We start from the raw sequence: 18,558 nt of genomic DNA, 5'->3' as shown, positions 1-18,558 counted from the left end.
CGCGGACACCCCCACAACCTGCCCCACCCCGCCTTCGACAGTTTCCTGCGATCTGCCGGAAGGTCTCTTGGGGTCAGATTCGTTTTCCTGCGGAAAACGGATCTGACCCCATTTGATGTATCGATATCTGACAGATGTGTCGACCAAGGTCGACACCTGCCAACAGCCGCGTGAACCTGTCAGAGGCGGGGCGGTGTGGGTTGGCAGGACCGTTGGCGCCATGGATGGCGCCATCGAGCCCCCAGGGACGGGTTTACGGCGTGTCCTGCCAACCCACACCGCCCCGCCATCCCACGGATAGCCCGCTGCTGCTGTTGATGTTGCTGTTGCATCGGCCTCTGCAGGTGCAGGGCTGCAAGCCCTGCCGACCAACCCCTTGATTTCGGGACAATCAGCCATACCCCTTGGCGAGGCCGCACGCGCTGGCGCGGCATTGCACATGGAGCCCTATCGATGACCGAGACCACCCAGACCGAAACCCTTGGCTTCCAGACCGAAGTCAAGCAGCTGCTGCAGCTGATGATCCACTCGCTGTACTCCAACAAGGAGATCTTCCTGCGCGAGCTGGTCTCCAACGCCGCTGACGCTGCCGACAAGCTGCGCTTCGAAGCCCTGACCCAGCCGGCCCTGCTTGAAGGTGACAGCGAGCTGCGCGTGCGCGTCAGCTTCGACCCCGCCGCCCACACCATCACCATCGAAGACAACGGCATCGGCATGAGCCGCGCCGAGGCCATTGCCCATCTCGGCACGATCGCCAAGTCCGGCACCGGCGATTTCCTCCGCCAGCTGTCCGGCGACCAGAAAAAGGATTCGCAGCTGATCGGCCAGTTCGGCGTCGGCTTCTACAGTGCCTTCATCGTTGCAGACCAAGTGGAAGTGACCTCGCGCCGCGCCGGCCTGGCTGCAGGCGAAGGCGTGCGCTGGACCTCGCGCGGCGAAGGCGATTTCGAAGTGGCCACCATCGACAAGGCCGAGCGCGGCACCCGCATCGTGCTGCACCTGAAGGACGGCGAGCACGACTTCGCCGATGGCTGGCGCCTGCGCGGCATCCTCAAGAAGTATTCGGACCATATCGGCCTGCCGATCCAGATGCCGAAGGAAGGTGGCGAAGAAGGCGCCGCGGTCGAATGGGAAACCGTCAATCGCGCCAGCGCGCTGTGGACCCGCCCGCGCACCGAGATCAGCGACGCCGAGTACACCGAGTTCTACAAGCACGTGGCACACGACCACAGCGATCCGCTGGCGTGGAGCCACAACAAGGTCGAAGGCAAGCTGGAGTACACCTCGCTGCTGTACGTGCCCGGCCGCGCGCCGTTCGACCTGTATCACCGCGATGCGCCCAAGGGCCTGAAGCTGTACGTGCAGCGCGTGTTCGTGATGGACCAGGCCGAGCAGTTCCTGCCGCTGTACCTGCGCTTCATCAAGGGCGTGGTCGATTCCAACGACCTGTCGCTGAACGTCTCGCGCGAGATCCTGCAGTCCGGTCCGGTCATCGATTCAATGAAGGCCGCGCTGACCAAGCGCTCGCTGGACATGCTGGAAAAGCTGGCCACAGACAAGCCGGAGCAGTACGCCACGCTCTGGAAGGAATTCGGCCAGGTGCTGAAGGAAGGCCCGGCCGAGGACTACAACAACCGCGAGAAGGTGGCCGGCCTGCTGCGCTTCGCCTCCACCCGTGGCGACGGCGACGCGCAGAACGTGTCGCTGGCTGACTACCTCGGCCGCATGGCCGAAGGCCAGGACAAGATCTACTACCTGACCGGCGAGAGCTACAGCCAGGTGCGCAACAGCCCGCACCTGGAAGTGTTCCGCAAGAAGGGCGTGGAAGTGCTGCTGCTGACCGACCGCATCGACGAGTGGCTGATGGGCTACCTGACCGATTTCGACGGCAAGGGTTTCGTCGACATCGCCCGCGGCGACCTCGACCTGGGCGCGCTGGAAACCGAAGCGGACAAGCAGGAACAGGAAGCAGCGGCCAAGGACAAGCAGGGCCTGGTCGAGCGCCTGAAGACGGTGCTGGGCGATGACGTGGCCGAAGTGCGCGTCTCGCACCGCCTGACCGATTCGCCGGCGGTGCTGGCCATCGGCGAACAGGACCTGGGCCTGCAGATGCGCCAGATCCTGGAAGCCAGCGGGCAGAAGGTGCCGGACAGCAAGCCGGTGCTGGAGATCAACCCGGGCCATCCGCTGATCGCCAAGCTGGATGCTGAAGCCGATGGCGCGCGTTTCGACGATCTGGGCCGGGTGCTGTTCGACCAGGCTGCATTGGCCGCCGGCGACAGCCTGAAGGATCCGGGCGCCTATGTGGCGCGCCTGAACAAGCTGCTGCTGGAGCTGTCGGCCTGATCGACAAGGTGGTCGCCGGGCATGGCCCGGCTTACCCGGCGATGCTCTGGTAGAGGCCAACCTCGGTTGGCGCCCAAAAAGCGTGCCAACCAAGGTTGGCACCTACCGGGGCGGGTGGTGAGTGCCAACCAGGATTGGCATCTACCAGGCGGGTCGAGCGTGTCAACCAAGGTTGACACCCACCAAGGCCGGGCGGCTCAGGCCTCGCGATCCAGCAGCGAGCCCAGCATCTGGTCCTGGCGTCGGATCACCGCGGCGTTGGAAGCGAAAGCCACCACCTCGGCTTTCGCTGCCAGCAGATCACCCAGTGGTGCACTGACATCGGTGCCGGTAGGAGTCACCGCGGCCTGCACCCCGCCCTGCTCCACCGTACTGCGTTGCAGCTGCAGGCGCTGGGCATCGGGAGTCGCCAGGTTGGCCACGTTGTGCGCGGCCACCAGCACGCCCTGCTGGGCCGCACGCATCCCGCCGAGGGCGATTCCCATCACGTTGTTCATGGCGGTCTCCGGACCGCCCTGCGCAGCCCTCCGGACCGGTTAACGGCCGGCCGGCCGCGACCTTGAGTCCACATCGGCCCGACAGGCCCGAGTGGTAGCATATCCCTCTGATTTCAGCGCCTTTTGCCAATGCTCAGTTTTTTCCGCCGCAAGAAGCCCCAGGATGCCCCCGCAACGGAGGCACCCAAGACCCAGCACTACTCGGCTGAAGAGCTGGCGGCGGCGTTTCCGTCGGCCGCGCCGGTCGAGGACAAGGAGCCGGCACCGGTAGCCGTACCGGCCGAGCCTGCACCGGTCGAGCCGCCCCCGGCAACCGCCGTTCCGGTCGCTGCCGAGCCCACCCCGGTGATTCCGGCCCCAGCCGCACCGGTTCCGGCAGCTCCTGCGCCCACGGCGCAGATTGACGTCGCCCCCATCGCGACCCCGGCCATCGAACCGGCACCCGCACCGCTGCCCGAGCCCACCCCGGCACCGGTCACCGACGACCTGCCTGCTGCCGCCTCGGTCGACGCTGCTCCGGCACCTGCCGGCAAGCCCGGCTGGCGCGAACGCCTGCGCAACAGCGTCATCGCGCGCAGCTTCGGTGGCCTGTTCTCGCGCAACCCAAAACTCGATGACGACCTGCTGGACGAGCTGGAAACCGCCCTGATCACCGCCGACGTCGGCGTGGGTGCCACCACCGACCTGGTCGAGGGCCTGCGTAAGCGCATGAAGTCGCGCGAGTTCGCAGATGCAAATGCGCTGCTGGCCGCGCTGCGCGCCGAGCTGATCGCGATCCTGCAGCCGGTGGCCAAGCCGCTGGTGATCGACCGCAATGCCAAGCCCTTCGTGGTGCTGACCGTCGGCGTCAACGGCGTTGGCAAGACCACCACCATCGGCAAGCTGGCCAAGCGTTTCAAGGATGAAGGCCACAGCCTGATGCTGGCCGCCGGCGACACCTTCCGCGCCGCCGCCGTCGCACAGCTGCAGGCCTGGGGCGAGCGCAACGGCGTGGCCGTGGTCGCCCAAGGGCAGAACGCCGATGCCGCTTCGGTGGCATTCGATGCGCTGCAGGCCGGCAAGGCCCGTGGCACCTCGGTGTTGATCGCCGATACCGCCGGCCGCCTGCACACCCAGTCCGGCCTGATGAACGAGCTGGGCAAGATCCGCCGCGTGCTCGGCAAGATCGACGCCACTGCACCGCACGAAGTACTGATGGTAATCGACGGCACCACCGGCCAGAACGCGCTGTCGCAGCTGCGCCAGTTCAATGCCGCGGTGAACGTGACCGGCCTGGTGGTGACCAAGCTGGACGGCACTGCCAAGGGCGGCGTGGTGTTCGCGCTGGCCCGCGAGTTCGGCATTCCGATCCGTTTCGCCGGCATCGGCGAGCGCCCGGAAGACCTGCGTGTGTTCGATCCGGAAGCCTTCGTTGACGCCCTGCTGCCCGAAGCGCTGGGTGCCTGATAGACCGTGCAGCCAAGCTTGGCGTGGCTCTACTGCAGCCCGGTAGAGCCACCCCATGGGTGGCTGCCCACCTCCGGAATACCGATGCCCCGCCAGCCGCACGCCAGCGCCGGAACCACGCAGACCGACGACTTCGTCACCCACCTGCTGCATTGGTTCGACGACCACGGTCGCCACGACCTGCCCTGGCAGCATCCGCGCAGCCCCTATCGGGTCTGGTTGTCGGAAATCATGCTGCAGCAGACCCAGGTGAGTACGGTCATCCCGTACTTCCAGCGGTTCCTGCAGCACTTCCCGACCCTGCCCGACCTCGCCGCCGCCAGCAATGACGCGGTGATGGCGCAGTGGGCCGGGCTCGGCTACTACGCCCGCGCACGCAACCTGCACGCGGCAGCCAAGCGCTGCGTGGAACTGCACGACGGCGATCTGCCACGTGACTTCGACGCGCTGCATGCCCTGCCCGGCATCGGCCGCAGCACCGCCGGTGCGATCCTCAGCCAGGCCTGGAACGACCCGTTCGCGATCCTCGATGGCAACGTCAAGCGGGTGCTCAGCCGCTACCACGGCATCGACGGCTTCCCGGGCCTTCCGGCCATCGAGAAGCAGTTGTGGGCGATCGCCGAGGCGCACGTGGCGCAGGTGCCGACCGGGCGCATGGCCGATTACACCCAGGCGCAGATGGACCTGGGCGCGACCGTGTGCAGCCGCGCCAGACCCGCCTGCGTGATCTGCCCACTGCAGGACGCGTGCGTGGCGCGCCGCGAAGGCCGCACTGCCGAACTGCCGACGCCCAAGCCCAGCAAGACCCTGCCCGAACGAGAAGCAGTGGCCCTGCTGCTGCGCGACCCCCAGCAGCGCGTGCTGCTGCAGAAGCGGCCGGACACCGGCATCTGGGCGCAGCTGTGGACGCTGCCGCAGGCCGAGGCCGGCAGCGACCTGCAGGACTGGTTCGATGCGCATGTTGAAGGTTCGCTGGAAGACGCCGAGGAGCTGCCAGTGCTGCAGCACACCTTCAGTCACTACAGGCTGCACCTGCAGGTACTGTCGCGCCAGGTGAACGGCCTGCGCGTGGAAGAACCCACGTTGCGCTGGGTCGCCTACGATGAACTGCCCGCGCTGGGCCTGCCCGCGCCGATCCGCAAACTGCTCGACGGCGCGACGATCAAGACGCCAAAACGAACTTCCAAGAAACCCCGCAACCACGAGTGAGTGCCATGCCCCGAACCGTCTTCTGCCAGTACGAACAACGCGATGCCGAGGGCCTGGACTTCGTGCCCTACCCCGGCGAGCTGGGCCAGCGCATCTTCAACAACATCGGCAAGCAGGCCTGGGCTGCGTGGCTGGCGCACCAGACCATGCTGATCAACGAGAACCGCCTGTCGCCGCGTACGCCGGAACATCGCGCGTTCCTTGAAGGCGAACTGGTCAAGTTCCTGTTCGAGAAGGACGCGCAAAAGCCGGCCGGCTTCACTCCGGAAGCCTGACGCACAGGTAGTGCCGGGCGCTGGCCGGCAACCTGGCATCTGCGCGATGCCGGCCAGCGGCCGGCACGACCGCGCTATTTCCTGTTTTCCTCGCGCTCCTGCACCTGCGCCTGGCGCAGCTCCTGCTCGGATGCGCGTAGTGCCTTCACATCGAGCTTGCGGATGCTGTCGATGAAGCACGGCAGGCGCGGGCCGCCGGTAGGGTCGCGCACCAGCACCTTGTCGAAACGCGCCGAAACACGATTCATCTGGCTGGTCAGGCCGATGGCGGTGGCATATGGCAGGTCCTGGCAGGGCCCCCTCAACTCCAGCAGGTAGGCCTCGCTGGGACGCGTCCATACAGCAAGCGCGCTGTCACCCAGCTCGGTCCAGCCATTGAGGGTGCCGAAGAACTGCATGTCGTTCTGCGGCGCACCGGCATGGGCACGGTACAGGTCAAGCTTATCGGCGCTGCTGAGCCGGCCAGTGGTCGCACACGCGGCCAGCGCCAGGCAGAGTCCGGCCACCAGGAACGGGGTCTTCATGGCGATCTCCTCGGGGAACTGTCGCCATCATGCGCCCGGGCCGGCAACGCCGGCGCGACGACCGAAAGCCCCATTCAGGCGCTGGTCGGCGGTTGACCAAGGCCGACCTCTACCAAAGCAGACCCAAGGCCCCGTATTCCGGTAGTCACCAACCTTGGTTGGCGCCTGCCCTGCAGGAGCAGCCGACCAGGGTCGGCTTCCACCAAAGCGGCCCCGGCGCCTCAGACATCGGCGTGGGCCAGTGCGTGCAAGCGCCCTTCGCGCAGCTCCAGCACCCGGTCGAGGCGGCGCGCCAGGCTGCGGTCGTGGGTGACCAGCACCAGGCTGGTGTGACGCGCACGATTCAGTTCCAGCATCAGCTCGAACACCGTGGCGGCCGTGCGGTCATCCAGGTTGCCGGTCGGCTCGTCACCCAGCACGCAGGCTGGGTGATTGACCAGTGCCCGCGCCACCGCAGCACGCTGCCGCTCACCACCAGACAGCTCGCCCGGCTTGTGATCCAGGCGGTGGCCGAGGCCGACCGCTTCCAGCAGCGTGGTGGCCCGGCTGCTCGCTTCTGCTACCGCAGTGCCAGCCAGCAGTACCGGCATCATCACGTTTTCCAGCGCGGTGAACTCCGGCAGCAGGTGATGGAACTGGTAGACGAAGCCCAGCGCCTGGTTGCGCAGCAGACCGCGCGCGGTATCCGACAGCGCCGACATGCGCTGCCCGGTCACGTAGACCTCGCCGGCGGTTGGAATGTCCAGGCCGCCCAGCAGGTGCAGCAGCGTGCTCTTGCCGGCGCCGGAGGCACCGATGATCGCCACCGTCTCGCCGGCGGTCACGGTCAGGTCCAGGCCATCGAACACCGGGGTCTGCATGCGCCCTTCGGCGTAGGTCTTGCCCAGTGCTTCGGCGCGGATCACTTCGTCGCCGCGGTTGAAGACCTTATTCATAACGCAGGGCCTCCGCCGGCTGGGTGCGTGCTGCCCGCCAAGCGGGATACAGGGTGGCCAGGAAGCTCATCAGCAGCGCGACCACGGTGATCGCCACCACGTCGCCGGTCTGCATGTCGGTCGGCAGGCCGGTGATGTAGTACACATCCTCCGGCAGCAGCTTGACGTTGAACACGCTCTCGATGGCGCCGAGGATGCGTTCCAGGTTGAGGGTCAGGGTGATGCCGCCGATCAGGCCGGCCAGCGTGCCGAAGATGCCGATCAGCGAACCCTGCACCATGAACACCTGCATCACCCCGCCCGGAGTCAGGCCAAGGGTGCGCAGGATGGCGATGTCGGCCTGCTTGTCGGTGACCAGCATCACCTGCGACGACACCAGGTTGAAAGCGCCCATGGCGATGATCAGCGACAGCAGGATGCCCATCACTACCTTCTCCATGCGCAGCGAGTGGTAGAGGTTGGCGTTCTGCTGGGTCCAGTCACTTACCCGGTAAGCGCCGCCGAGGCTCTGCGCCAGGTCCACGCCCACTTCCAGCGAGCGGTCCATGTCGTGCAGTTTCAGTCGCACGCCGGTAGCGCCATCGGAACGCAGCACGCGCTCCAGGTCCTGCATGTTGGCGAAGCCGACGCCGCGGTCGACCTCGTTGTAGCCGGCCTCGAAGATGCCGCTGACGGTGAAGCGTTTCATCCGTGGCACTGCGCCAGCGGGCGTGCCCTGCACTTCTGCAAAGGTCACCAGCACCTGGTCGCCAACGTCCACGCCCAGCCAGACCGCCAGCTCTTTGCCCAGCAGCACGTTGAAGCTGCCCGGCTTGAGGCTGTCATAGCTGCCCTTGGTGACCTTCTTGTCGATCACCGACACCTTCGGCTCCAGCGCCGGATCGATGCCCTGGATGATTGCGCCCTGCACGCGCGGGCCGCTGATCATCGACTGGATCTCGATGTACGGCGCGGCACCGGCCACGCGCGGGTCCTTGCGGGCGACGTCCACCACGCGCATCCAGTCCGGCATCGGCTCGCCGTCGCGGCTGATGGTGGTGTGCGCGGTCATCTGCAGCAGGCGGCTGCGGATTTCCTTCTGGAAACCGCTCATCACCGCCAGGGTGGTGATCAGCACCGTAACGCCGAGCGCGATGCCCAGGATCGATGCCATCGAGATGAAGGAGATGAAGCCGTTGCGGCGCTTGGCGCGCAGGTAGCGCAGGCCAATGGCCACGGGAATGGGTTTGAACATGCAGGCACGCCGGTCAATTCAGCTTATGGTGCCATCGACCGGGGCCTACGGGAAACGCCGCGTGCAGCCACGGCCAGTCGCAGTTCACGTCGCTGCCTGGAATCGAGCACATCGGGCCAGAACAGCAGGCGCCGGCGGCGCCGATCCTGACGCCAGAGCAACAACAGCCATGGCCCACGCACGACCAGTTGTGGTGCATCGACGTCCTGCCCGGCCACCTGCAGCGGCTCGGGCGGTACCGGCAGAAGCACCTGCACGCGCGGCCTGCGCTGGCGCCAGGCCAGTTCGGCCAACCCGATGCCCCAGGCCAGCAACACCGCCGGCGTCAGCAGCCGGGGCGGCAGATCCGATGCGCGCAGCAGCCAGGGTGCGGCCAGCAGCACCGCCAGCAGGGCGGCGGCCTGCAGCCGCGAGGGGCGCCACTCAAGGCTTGAGGGCGAGGATCTTCTGCATGAGGGGGATCGCGTGCGCATGCGGGCAGGCCTCATAGCCCATGAACCAGCGCCACAACTTATCGTCCTCGCAGTCGAGCAGGAACAGGAAAACCTCGCGCTCCTCGGTCGGCGCAGTGCTCCATTCGTGGTCGAGATAACGGCCGAACAGCTGGTCCAGCTCACGCATGCCGCGGCGGCAGCGCCAGCGCAGCTTCTTCAGCAGAACGTCTTCTTCCATCGTGTTTCTCCAGATACAGCAAAGCCACGCATGGCGTGGCTCTACTGGGGTGGCACAGCCACGCATGGCGTGGCTCTACCGGGTACGGCCAGAGCCGATCAGGCGCGGCGTTCCATCATCAGTTTCTTGATCTCGGCGATCGCCAGCGCCGGGTTCAGGCCCTTCGGGCAGGTCCGGGCGCAGTTCATGATGGTGTGGCAGCGGTACAGCTTGAACGGATCTTCCAGATCGTCCAGGCGCGCACCGGTGTCCTCATCGCGCGAGTCGATGATCCAGCGGTAGGCCTGCAGCAGGATCGCCGGGCCCAGGTAACGCTCGCCGTTCCACCAGTAGCTCGGGCAGCTGGTCGAGCAGCAGGCGCACAGGATGCACTCGTACAGGCCGTCCAGCTTCTTGCGGTCTTCCGGCGACTGCAGGCGCTCACGGTCCGGCGGTGCCGGGGTCTGGGTGCGGATCCACGGCTTGATCGAGGCGTACTGCGCGTAGAAGTGGGTCAGGTCCGGAACCAGATCCTTCACCACGTTCATGTGCGGCAGCGGGTAGATCGGCACTTCCTTCTTGCCGCAGTCCGAGATGGCTCGGGTGCAGGCCAGGGTGTTGGTGCCGTCGATGTTCATCGCGCACGAACCACAGATGCCTTCGCGGCACGAGCGGCGGAAGGTCAGGGTCGGGTCGATCTCGTTCTTGATCTTGATCAGGGCGTCCAGGACCATCGGGCCACAGGCGTCCAGATCGACTTCATAGGTATCGGTGCGCGGGTTGCTGTCGTCGTCCGGACTCCAGCGGTAGATCTTGAAGGTGCGCACGTTCTTGCCGCCGCTCTTGACGGGGAAGTGCTTGCCCTTCGTGATCTTGGAATTCTTGGGGAGTGAAAACTCGGCCATGGCTGCTCTCGTTGGCTCAGGCGGCCCGCGCCCTTGGGCGCGGATTGCATGGTAGGCGGGGTCGGATCAGTACACGCGCGGCTTCGGCGGCACCACGGACACGTCGTCGGTCAACGTGTACATGTGCACCGGACGGTAGTCGAAGCTGCACTTGCCCTTCTCGTCGACGCTGACCAGGGTGTGCTTCTGCCAGTTGACGTCGTCGCGGTCCGGATAGTCCTCGTGCGCATGCGCACCACGGCTTTCCTTGCGCTGTTCGGCCGAGTTGATCGTCGCCACCGCGTTGAGCAGCAGGTTGTTCAGCTCGTAGGTCTCGATCAGGTCCGAGTTCCACACCAGCGAACGGTCGGAGACCTTCACGTCCTGGAACGAGTCGAAGATCTTGTCCATCTTCTCGCAGCCTTCCTTCAGCGTCTGGCTGGTGCGGAAGACGGCCGCGTCGGCCTGCATGGTGCGCTGCATGCGATCGCGGATGACCGAGGTCGGGGTATCGCCGTTGGCGTGGCGCAGCTTGTCCAGCAGGCCCAGCGCCTTGTCGCAGGCATCGGCCGGCAGCGGCTTGTGCGATGCGCCCGGCTTGATGGTCTCGGCGCAGCGGTTGGCCACCGCACGACCGAACACCACCAGGTCCAGCAGCGAGTTCGAGCCCAGTCGGTTCGCGCCGTGCACGGACACGCAGGCCGCTTCACCGATGGCGTACAGGCCCGGCACCACGGCATTGTCGTTGTCGCCGACCTTCTGCACCACTTCGCCGTGGTAGTTGGTCGGGATGCCGCCCATGTTGTAGTGCACGGTCGGGATGACCGGGATCGGCTGCTTGTGCACGTCGACGCCGGCAAAGATGCGGGCGCTTTCGGCGATGCCCGGCAGCTTGTCGTCGATCACGCCCGGGCCGAGGTGGGTCAGGTCGAGCAGGATGTGGTCCTTGTGCTCGCCGACACCGCGGCCTTCGCGGATCTCGATGGTCATCGAACGGCTGACCACGTCGCGCGAGGCCAGGTCCTTGTAGTGCGGCGCGTAGCGCTCCATGAAGCGCTCGCCGCTGCTGTTGCGCAGGATGCCACCTTCACCGCGGACACCCTCGGTGATCAGGCAGCCGGCGCCGTAGATGCCGGTCGGGTGGAACTGCACGAACTCCATGTCCTGCATGGCGATGCCGGCACGCATGGCCAGGCCGCCACCGTCGCCGGTGCAGGTGTGCGCCGAGGTGGCGCTGAAGTAGGCACGGCCGTAGCCGCCGGTGGCCAGTACCACGCCCTGGGCGCGGAACAGGTGCAGGGTGCCGTCGGACATGTCCAGGGCCAGCACGCCGCGGCAGGCGCCTTCGTCGTCGAAGATCAGGTCGAGCGCGAAGTACTCGATCATGAAGCGCGCATCGTGCTTCAGCGACTGCTGGTACAGGGTGTGCAGCATCGCGTGGCCGGTACGGTCGGCCGCCGCGCAGGTACGCTGCGCCGCCGGGCCTTCGCCGTACTTGGTGGTCATGCCACCGAACGGACGCTGGTAGATCTTGCCTTCGGCGGTGCGCGAGAACGGCACGCCGTAGTGTTCGAGCTCGATGATGGCCGGGATGGCCTCACGGCACATGTACTCGATGGCGTCCTGGTCGCCCAGCCAGTCCGACCCCTTGATGGTGTCGAAGAAGTGGTAGCGCCAGTCGTCTTCGCCCATGTTGGCGAGTGCGGCCGAGATACCGCCCTGGGCGGCAACGGTGTGCGAACGGGTCGGGAAGACCTTGGTCAGGCACACGGTCTGCAGGCCCTTGGCGGCCAGGCCGAACGTGGCGCGCAGGCCGGCGCCGCCGGCGCCGACCACGACCATGTCGTACTTGTGTTCGGTGATCTTGTAAGCGGACATCTAATCTGGATTCCTGTGTAGGTGCCTGGGCTCAGGCAACGCCGAGGGCGATGCGGCCCACCGCAAACACACTGACGATCATGCCGAGCACGGCGACGAACTTCACCGCGGTCTGCAGCACCAGGGCCAGCAGCGATTCGTGGATGTAGTCTTCCAGCACGACCTGCATGCCGAGCTGCGCGTGCCAGAACATGGCGATCAGCAGGCCGATCAGCGGCACTGCGTTCCACGGCTTGGCCACGGCGGCGGCGGCGGTCGCGTAGTCCGAGCCCAGCAGGCCCAGCACGAAGACGAGGAACCAGATGCCCAGCACCACCAGCGCGGCAGCGGTCAGGCGCTGATGCACGAAGTGCTCGGTGCCGGTCTTGGCCGAGCCAAGGCCACGCACGTTCTTCAACGGGGTACGGAACTTGCTCACGCGGCACCTCCGAACATCGCATAGGCCCACACCAGCAGGGTGATCACCAGGCTGCCGGTGACCGACAGCCAGCTGCTGCGGATGAAGGCGGGGATGCTGAAGCCGATGGCGAAGTCCTGCACCACATGGCGGATGCCATTGCACAGGTGATAGGCGAACGACCATGTCCACGCGAACAGGAACACGCGGCCATACCAGGCCCCGGCATGGCCGGTGAAGCAGTTCCAGGACTCGGGCCCCATCATCAGGGCCAGCAGGCCGGCAGCGATGATGAGGGCACCAACAGACAGAAAGACGCCAGTGGCTCGATGCAGGATCGAGGTGGCCATCTGAATCTGCCAGCGATACACCTGAAGGTGCGGGGAAAGTGGGCGTTGTCTGGTCGCCATTCGCTGGGCTCGTTGTCTCGGCTGGGCGGCACGCGGCCGCGTTGGCTAAATGCTGATCAGAAATCGATGCAGCGTCCGTTTTTCTCCCAATCGCCATACCGCACCGGATCAAGTCCGCCGCGGCCGCCGAATTCTTCTGCTTTTTCCTGTTCCACGGGCACGGGTGCCGCGGGGACCAGCGGAGCTTCAGATTCGTCGTCGGGAGTGGGGGTTGTTTGGCCTATCATGTTCGGTCTCGCAACGCACAAATTTTAGACCTCGTTCACGTGCCTGACAACCTGCCCCCTGCTTTCGTCGGATATCCGCGCCTGCCCGGCCACCAGCTGCTGAGCCTGCAGGGCCCGGATGCGGCTGTCTTTGCCCACGCCCAGTTCAGCAGCGATGTCACCGCCCTGCCCCTGCTGCACTGGCAGTGGAGTGCCTGGTTGAGCGCCAAGGGCCGCACCCTGGCGGCGTTCCAGCTGCTGCGGTTGGCCGACGACCACCTGATGCTGGTGCTGGCGGATGGCGATGCCGATGCGATTGCGTCGCAACTGCAGCGCTTCGTGTTCCGCCGCAAGGTGAAGGTGCTGGTGCGCGACGATCTGGCGGCGGCCGGGGCGTTCACTGCGCCCGAGGCCGCCAGCGGCGCCGCGATTGCGCAGGCCGCAGGTGATGGCTGGGAACTGGACCTGGGCAGCGATGCCCTGCCGCGCACCCTGCGCATCGGCGCCGCCGATGCCTTAGCGGCCGGCAGCGAAACCGATGAGGCCGCTTTCGCCCTGGCCTGGCGCCAGGCCGACCTGCGCTACGGGCTGCCGCGGCTGGAAGAAGGCCAGCGCGAGGTATGGACCCCGCAGCAGCTGGGCCTGGACCGTCTGAACGGCTACAGCGTGAAGAAGGGCTGCTATCCCGGCCAGGAAATCGTTGCCCGCACCCACTTCCTCGGCAAGGCCAAGCGCGCGGTGCAGCTTCTGCATACCGCGGCACCGGCGCAGGCCGGCGATGGCGTGCAGCAGGACGGCGCGGCGCTGGGCACGATCGCTTGCGTGGCCGGCGACCTGGCGCTGGCGGTGCTGCCACTGGAGGCGGGTGATGCTGACCTGCGGGTGGGTGATGCCATCGCGCAGCGCGTGCCATTGCTGGATGGGTTGGCGCGCTGAAGCAGGTTGGTGGGGATCTGCACTGGTGGGTGCGGACCGTTGGTCCACACGCCTGAAATGGTAGTGCCGGCCGCTGGCCGGCAACCACGCATGATTGAGGTAGCCGGCCAGCGCCCGGCCCTACCCCTTACAGGCGCTCGCCGGTTTCCGCGCTGAAGAAATGCAGGCCCTGCGGGTGGATCGCCACGCGGATCTGCTCGCCCACCGCCGGCAGCGCCTGCGGCGCCACGCGCATGGTCAGCGCGTGCTGGCCACTGCTCAGATTCACGAAGATCTCGTTGCCGACCGGCTCGATGCCTTCGATGCGCGCGGTGAACGCATGCGCATCATCGGCGCTGGCCGGCTGCAGGTGCTCCGGACGCACGCCCACCGCGATCGGCTTCTGCAGCCACGCCGGATCGATCGTGGCCTGGCCCAGCGGTGCACGCCAGTCGCCGTCGACCACGGTCACGCCGCTGGCATCGCCCTGCAGCGTGCCGCGCAGCACGTTCATCGCCGGGCTGCCGAGGAAGCCGGCCACGAACAGATTGGCCGGACGGTCGTACAGCGCCATCGGCGTATCGATCTGCTGGATGATGCCGTCCTTCAGCACCACGATGCGCTGGCCCAGGGTCATCGCCTCGACCTGATCGTGCGTCACGTAGATCATGGTGGTGCCCAGCTTGCGGTGCAGCTGCGCGATTTCGGTACGCACGCTGTGGCGCAGCTTGGCATCCAGATTGGACAGCGGCTCGTCAAGCAGGAACACCGCCGGCTCGCGCACCAGCGCCCGACCCAGCGCAACACGCTGGCGCTGGCCGCCGGACATCGCCTTGGGCAGCTTGTCCATCATCTCGGTGAGGCCCAGCGTCTGCGCCGCCTCGGCGATGCGCTTGTCGATGGTGGCCTTGTCATGGCCGCGCAGCTTCAGGCCGAAGGCCAGGTTCTCGGCCACCGTCATGTGCGGGTACAGCGCGTAGCTCTGGAACACCATCGCGATGTCGCGATCCTTCGGCGCCACATCGTTGACCACGCGATCACCGATGGTCAGCGTGCCGCCGCTGATCTCTTCCAGGCCAGCCACCATCCGCAGCAGGGTCGACTTGCCACAGCCGGAGGGACCGACCAGCACCATCAGCTCGCCGTCGGCGACCTCGAAGGTGGCGTCCTTCACCGCGACCTGGCCGTTGTCATAGACCTTGCGCACACCCTGCAACTGCACTTTTGCCATATCACCTATCCGGTCCGCCCGAAGCCGGGCTGTCTTTTGGGACTGCCTCGGCCCTCCCGATGGCAGTGATGATTGCGCGCTTGCCGCATGACGGCGAGCACTGCAATCGAATACAGTTGCCCATTCTGCCATGTAAACGTTTTCACGTGGCACTATCCGATGATCGGTGCGCACCGATCTGCGTCGGCGGTTGAACGAAGGTTCCGCCGGGGTAGTGGTTTCGAATGGAACGGTCTTCCGGTGCCCCGGAGAACGCCCCCAACGAACCTCGGACAGGCAGTTGCGCGGATGTCCCCCGAACCCAGCCATGAAGCGATTGACAACGATGTCACCCGGATCTGAAACTCGAGCGATGCACGACACCCTCTTCCTGTTCGGTGCCACAGGTGATCTGGCCCAGCGCTACCTGTTCCCTTCGCTGCTTCGCCTGCTTGGCGACGGCCTGCTGCCGGAGGACTTCCGCATCCGCGCACTGGCGTTGTCCGGGCATGACACCGAAGCCTTCCATGACATCCTGCGCCCGCGCCTGCAGCAGGCCATGCCGATGGCCTCGCAGGACGACATCAACGGCCTGCTGCGCCGCATCGACTACCGTTCGGTCGACCTGCGCGACGTCGACTCGGTCGCCGCCGCTGTCTCCGATCTGGTGCATCGCAAGTGCGTCAGCTACCTGGCCATTCCGCCGGGCCTGTACATCTCCACCTGCGAAGGCCTGGCCAAGGGTGGCGCCCTCGCCGCGCCGGCACGCTTGATGCTGGAGAAGCCGATCGGCAGCGACAGCGAGAGCGCCGAGGAAATCATCAGCACCATCGGCCAGTGGATCGACGAGGACCGTGTGTTCCGTCTCGACCACTACCTGGGCAAGGCGGCGGTGCAGAACCTGATCGCCCTGCGCTTCGGCAATACGCTGCTGGAAGCGGTATGGAACCGCAACTACATCGAATCGGTGCACATCCTGGTGGCCGAGAGCGAAGGCGTGGATGGCCGCGACGCCTACTACGCCCGCTCCGGCGCGCTGCGCGACATGGTGCAGAGCCACATCCTGCAGCTGCTGTGCATGGTGGCGATGGAGCCGCCGGCCTCGCTGGAAGCCGATCGCATCCGCGACGAGAAGGTCAAGGTGCTGCGCGCGCTGCGTCCGCTTGATGCCAGGCACGCCGCGCGTGACAGCATCCGCGGCCGCTACACCGCCGGTACCATCAACGGCCAGCCGGCGCAGGCCTACCAGCCGCCGGAAGGCAGCGACGTGGAAACCTTCGCCGGCGTCACCGCGCACATCGACAACTGGCGCTGGAGCGGCGTGCCGTTCCACCTGGTCACCGGCAAGCGCCTGCCCGAGCGCACCACCCGCGTGGTGGTCACGCTGAAGCCGGTCACCCACTGGCTGTTCGAGCGCCCGCAGCGCGCCCAGGCCGCACCGAACCGCCTGGTGTTCCAGCTGCAGCCGCAGGAGAACATCGAACTGGGACTGATGAGCAGCCTGGCCGGCCCGGAATGGGGCGCGCTGGAACTGCATCCGCTGGAACTGGAACTGTCGGTGCCGACCGGCCTGCATCGCCGCATCGCGTACGAACGCCTGTTCCTGGATGCGTTCAACGGCAACCACACCTTGTTCGTGCGTGACGACGAAGTGCGCGCCGCCTGGGCGTGGATCGACAGCGTGGCCGACGCCTGGAAGGAGGCCAAGCTGCCGCTGGAACCCTATCCCGCCGGCCAATGGGGCCCGAGCAACGCAACGGAGTTCCTGCCGCAGGGCGTGGACGCACCGGACAGCGAGGCGTCGGCATGAGTGCCAACTCGCAGCCGGTGCTGGTCGCCGACATCGGTGGCACCAACGCCCGCTTCGCCCTGGCCGACACCTCACTGGACGCGCCATTGCTGAAGGAGAGCATCCGCGAGTACGCAGTGGCGGAGTTCCCGTCGCTTGGCGATGCCGCCCGCTATCACCTTGAGCAGATCGGCGCTGCCGCCAGCCGCGGCGTGTTCGCGGTGGCCGGTCGCGTAGACGGTGACGAGGCACGCATCACCAATCATCCGTGGGTGATCTCGCGCAGCCGCACCGCGGCGATGCTCGGTTTCGACGAGCTGCACCTGATCAACGACTTCGCCGCACAGGCAATGGCGATCTCGCTGCTGCAACCCGAGGACGTGGTCCAGGTCGGTGGCGCCGCCTGGGTCCCGGGCAAGCCGGGCCAGCCACGCAACTATGCGGTGATCGGGCCCGGTACCGGGCTCGGCGTCGGGGGCCTGATCCTGCGCCACGGCCGCTGCTACCCGCTGGAAACCGAAGGCGGCCATGTCAGCTTCCCGCCGGGAACGCCGGAGGAGATCCGCATCCTGGAGATCCTGTCCGAGCAATTCGGCCGCGTCTCCAATGAGCGCCTGATCTGTGGCCCCGGCCTGGTCAACATCCATCGCGCGGTGTGCGAGATGGCCGGTATCGACCCGGGCCAGCTGCAGCCGGTGGACGTGACCGCCCGCGCCCTGCATGGCGATCCGCAGGCAATGCGCACCGTCGATGTGTTCTGCGCCGTGTTCGGCGCCATTGCCGGCGACCTGGTACTGACCCAGGGCGCCTGGGACGGCGTGTTCCTCACCGGTGGACTGACCCCGAAGATGCTCGATTCGCTGCAGCACTCCGGGTTCCGCCAGCGCTTCGAACACAAGGGGCGGTTCTCTTCGATCATGGCGCGGGTGCCGTCGCTGGCCGTGATGCATCCCCATGCCGGACTGCTGGGCGCCGCCGCCTATGCCGCCGATGCCGAACGTGACGCACCTGGAGTTGCCGCATGAGCCCCACCTTCCACGACGACCGCGTCGAGTTCATCCACCACGGCGATGCCGACGGCTGGATCGAAGCGGTAGCCGCCGAGATGGCGCAGACCCTCAACCACGACATCAATGAAGTGGGCCGCGCCCGCATCCTGTTGTCCGGCGGCACCACGCCGGCACCGGTCTACCAGGCGCTGGCCGAACTGGACGTGCACTGGGACCGGGTTGAAGTGAGCCTGGCCGACGAGCGCTGGCTGTCGCCGCAGGATCGCGACAGCAACGCATGGCTGGTGCGCGAGCACCTGCTCAAGCGTGCCGAGGGTGCCCATTTTGATCCGCTGGTGCGCATCGGCAAGCCGCTGCCCGAATGCGTCTACAGCGCCAACCTGCAGGCCCAGCACAGCCAGCCGCCGAGCCTGGTGGCACTGGGCATGGGCAACGACGGCCACACCGCCTCGCTGTTCCCCGGCTCGAAGGACCTGGCCCGCGCACTGGAAAGCACCCTGCCCTACGCGGCGCTGGATGCCACCGGCTGCCCGGGCGCGAACCAGTGGCCGCTGCGCATCACGCTGACCCCGCATGGGCTGCGCCAATGCCGCCAGCGCCTGCTGCTGCTGCGCGGCAAGCAGAAGCTGCAGGTGCTGCGCCAGGCGTTGGACAGCAACGACCCCCAGCAGTACCCGATCCTCAACGCGATCAACCTGGAAGGCGCGCGCCTGCGCGTCCACTGGGCTGATTGATGTCGGCG

Annotated in this window: 20 protein-coding genes; 8 read left to right on the top strand and 12 right to left on the bottom strand. The window is 66.7% G+C overall.

Translation table 11 applies throughout. The features are described 5' to 3' along the window. Positions 1-453 precede the first annotated feature (453 nt). Complete coding sequence (gene htpG, locus AC5P5X_RS10015; RefSeq protein WP_099498291.1) at positions 454-2,346, top strand: molecular chaperone HtpG; 1,893 nt, start codon at positions 454-456, stop codon at positions 2,344-2,346. 197 nt (positions 2,347-2,543) lie between these two features. Here htpG and AC5P5X_RS10010 read toward each other — a convergent pair whose 3' ends face one another. Next, positions 2,544-2,843 carry a hypothetical protein gene (locus AC5P5X_RS10010; RefSeq protein WP_005409088.1) on the bottom strand — a complete coding sequence of 100 codons (300 nt, stop codon included), beginning with the start codon at positions 2,841-2,843 and terminating at the stop codon, positions 2,544-2,546. Positions 2,844-2,972: 129 nt separating this feature from the next. Here AC5P5X_RS10010 and ftsY point away from each other — a divergent pair, with 129 nt between their 5' ends. From ftsY to AC5P5X_RS09995, 3 genes are all read left to right on the top strand, one after another. After that, entirely contained in the window at positions 2,973-4,289 is a 1,317-nt protein-coding gene (ftsY, locus tag AC5P5X_RS10005; RefSeq protein WP_099561638.1) for a signal recognition particle-docking protein FtsY, read from the top strand. Positions 4,290-4,373: 84 nt separating this feature from the next. Next, positions 4,374-5,498 carry an A/G-specific adenine glycosylase gene (mutY, locus tag AC5P5X_RS10000; RefSeq protein ID WP_043035023.1) on the top strand — a complete coding sequence of 375 codons (1,125 nt, stop codon included), beginning with the start codon at positions 4,374-4,376 and terminating at the stop codon, positions 5,496-5,498. Between the two features lie 5 nt (positions 5,499-5,503). After that, on the top strand, positions 5,504-5,773 hold the full coding sequence (locus AC5P5X_RS09995) for an oxidative damage protection protein (protein ID WP_005409085.1): 270 nt from the start codon (positions 5,504-5,506) through the stop codon (positions 5,771-5,773). A gap of 74 nt (positions 5,774-5,847) precedes the next feature. On the opposite strand, the gene AC5P5X_RS09990 is transcribed toward AC5P5X_RS09995, so the two are convergent. From AC5P5X_RS09990 to AC5P5X_RS09945, 10 genes are all read right to left on the bottom strand, one after another. Further along, the gene (locus AC5P5X_RS09990) at positions 5,848-6,297 is read right to left on the bottom strand and encodes a DUF6491 family protein (RefSeq protein WP_033833075.1); all 450 of its coding nucleotides are present in this window, start codon (positions 6,295-6,297) and stop codon (positions 5,848-5,850) included. Between the two features lie 221 nt (positions 6,298-6,518). Then, on the bottom strand, positions 6,519-7,232 hold the full coding sequence (lolD, locus tag AC5P5X_RS09985) for a lipoprotein-releasing ABC transporter ATP-binding protein LolD (RefSeq protein WP_005409083.1): 714 nt from the start codon (positions 7,230-7,232) through the stop codon (positions 6,519-6,521). Next, positions 7,225-8,466: a lipoprotein-releasing ABC transporter permease subunit gene (locus AC5P5X_RS09980; RefSeq protein ID WP_005409082.1), complete on the bottom strand. Its 1,242-nt coding sequence runs from the start codon at positions 8,464-8,466 to the stop codon at positions 7,225-7,227. Before AC5P5X_RS09980 ends, lolD begins: the two co-directional genes overlap by 8 nt. 23 nt (positions 8,467-8,489) lie before the next feature. Then, the gene (locus AC5P5X_RS09975) at positions 8,490-8,939 is read right to left on the bottom strand and encodes a hypothetical protein (protein WP_099484522.1); all 450 of its coding nucleotides are present in this window, start codon (positions 8,937-8,939) and stop codon (positions 8,490-8,492) included. Continuing rightward, positions 8,890-9,138 carry an FAD assembly factor SdhE gene (locus tag AC5P5X_RS09970; protein ID WP_005409080.1) on the bottom strand — a complete coding sequence of 83 codons (249 nt, stop codon included), beginning with the start codon at positions 9,136-9,138 and terminating at the stop codon, positions 8,890-8,892. The genes AC5P5X_RS09975 and AC5P5X_RS09970 overlap by 50 nt, the downstream gene beginning before the upstream one ends. Positions 9,139-9,236: 98 nt before the next feature. Next, entirely contained in the window at positions 9,237-10,022 is a 786-nt protein-coding gene (locus tag AC5P5X_RS09965) for a succinate dehydrogenase iron-sulfur subunit (protein ID WP_004153154.1), read from the bottom strand. A gap of 66 nt (positions 10,023-10,088) precedes the next feature. Further along, positions 10,089-11,879, bottom strand: coding sequence for a succinate dehydrogenase flavoprotein subunit (sdhA, locus tag AC5P5X_RS09960; RefSeq protein ID WP_005409078.1), 1,791 nt, complete (start codon positions 11,877-11,879; stop codon positions 10,089-10,091). A gap of 31 nt (positions 11,880-11,910) precedes the next feature. Continuing rightward, a complete protein-coding gene (sdhD, locus tag AC5P5X_RS09955) occupies positions 11,911-12,297 on the bottom strand; it encodes a succinate dehydrogenase, hydrophobic membrane anchor protein (protein ID WP_005409077.1) in 387 nt (128 codons plus the stop codon). Further along, positions 12,294-12,686: a succinate dehydrogenase, cytochrome b556 subunit gene (gene sdhC / locus AC5P5X_RS09950; protein WP_111189191.1), complete on the bottom strand. Its 393-nt coding sequence runs from the start codon at positions 12,684-12,686 to the stop codon at positions 12,294-12,296. The genes sdhD and sdhC overlap by 4 nt, the downstream gene beginning before the upstream one ends. Positions 12,687-12,742: 56 nt before the next feature. Beyond that, complete coding sequence (locus AC5P5X_RS09945; RefSeq protein ID WP_005409075.1) at positions 12,743-12,913, bottom strand: DUF1674 domain-containing protein; 171 nt, start codon at positions 12,911-12,913, stop codon at positions 12,743-12,745. A 39-nt stretch (positions 12,914-12,952) separates the two neighbouring features. Between AC5P5X_RS09945 and ygfZ the strand changes: the two genes are divergently transcribed. Beyond that, entirely contained in the window at positions 12,953-13,828 is an 876-nt protein-coding gene (gene ygfZ / locus AC5P5X_RS09940) for a CAF17-like 4Fe-4S cluster assembly/insertion protein YgfZ (RefSeq protein WP_062606065.1), read from the top strand. Between the two features lie 127 nt (positions 13,829-13,955). On the opposite strand, the gene AC5P5X_RS09935 is transcribed toward ygfZ, so the two are convergent. Continuing rightward, entirely contained in the window at positions 13,956-15,038 is a 1,083-nt protein-coding gene (locus AC5P5X_RS09935) for an ABC transporter ATP-binding protein (protein WP_005412972.1), read from the bottom strand. A 352-nt stretch (positions 15,039-15,390) separates the two neighbouring features. Here AC5P5X_RS09935 and zwf point away from each other — a divergent pair, with 352 nt between their 5' ends. Genes zwf through pgl form a run of 3 tightly spaced genes read left to right on the top strand, consistent with a single transcriptional unit; the run spans position 15,391 to position 18,550 of the window. Beyond that, positions 15,391-16,827 carry a glucose-6-phosphate dehydrogenase gene (zwf, locus tag AC5P5X_RS09930; protein ID WP_005409072.1) on the top strand — a complete coding sequence of 479 codons (1,437 nt, stop codon included), beginning with the start codon at positions 15,391-15,393 and terminating at the stop codon, positions 16,825-16,827. Then, on the top strand, positions 16,824-17,831 hold the full coding sequence (gene glk / locus AC5P5X_RS09925; protein WP_062606063.1) for a glucokinase: 1,008 nt from the start codon (positions 16,824-16,826) through the stop codon (positions 17,829-17,831). Before zwf ends, glk begins: the two co-directional genes overlap by 4 nt. Then, positions 17,828-18,550, top strand: a complete 723-nt coding sequence (pgl, locus tag AC5P5X_RS09920; protein ID WP_099498287.1) for a 6-phosphogluconolactonase — start codon at positions 17,828-17,830, stop codon at positions 18,548-18,550. The genes glk and pgl overlap by 4 nt, the downstream gene beginning before the upstream one ends. Positions 18,551-18,558: the final 8 nt, after the last annotated feature.

The sequence above is a fragment of the Stenotrophomonas sp. YJH_SMC_91 genome (assembly GCF_059368495.1).
This window is presented reverse-complemented; position numbering and strand designations above follow the sequence as displayed.